Annotated in this window: 1 protein-coding gene; it reads right to left on the bottom strand. The window is 53.8% G+C overall.

Annotated features, from left to right (window positions below):
- Positions 1-221 (bottom strand): DUF6894 family protein (locus AC0L3I_RS36995; RefSeq protein ID WP_473530241.1); only part of this gene is annotated, 221 nt, incomplete at its 3' end.
- Positions 222-463: the final 242 nt, after the last annotated feature.

Genomic DNA, 463 nt, shown 5'->3' with positions numbered 1-463 from the left:
GATGTCAGGGTGAGTGACGCCTCGAAAATTTGCCGATCACCGTCGGTTCGGATTTTGACTGTGATCGTCACAAGATTGACATCCGGCATCTCGTCGTGTGCGATGTCGTGCAATATCCGAAGCGCCTCTCTTCTTGCTCGTTCGGGCGTCTCTAACAATTGCCCCTCGGTGTCCGTCTCTGGACCATCCGAGTCGTAGACGTCAAAATAGAAGCGCTGCATCTTCGGAAAACCCGACGCTATCATCGTGTTCTAATTCGGGTTGATCGCCATTGTTCCGCGGCGATGGCATTTCAGTATGATGGGGTGCATTGTAACAATTGTTAGTGTCCGCCATCTTCCGAAGGCCTAGAGTCCGAAGCCGTGCAGTGCGCTTCCAAATAACCTCTCGGCGATCGGCGTTCAGGCGCGATTGCTGGAGGCTAGGATGCTTGAGTCCCTATATCTCAACCTCGGCCAGCACG

It is taken from the genome of Mesorhizobium sp. WSM4840 (assembly GCF_055811755.1).
This window is presented reverse-complemented; position numbering and strand designations above follow the sequence as displayed.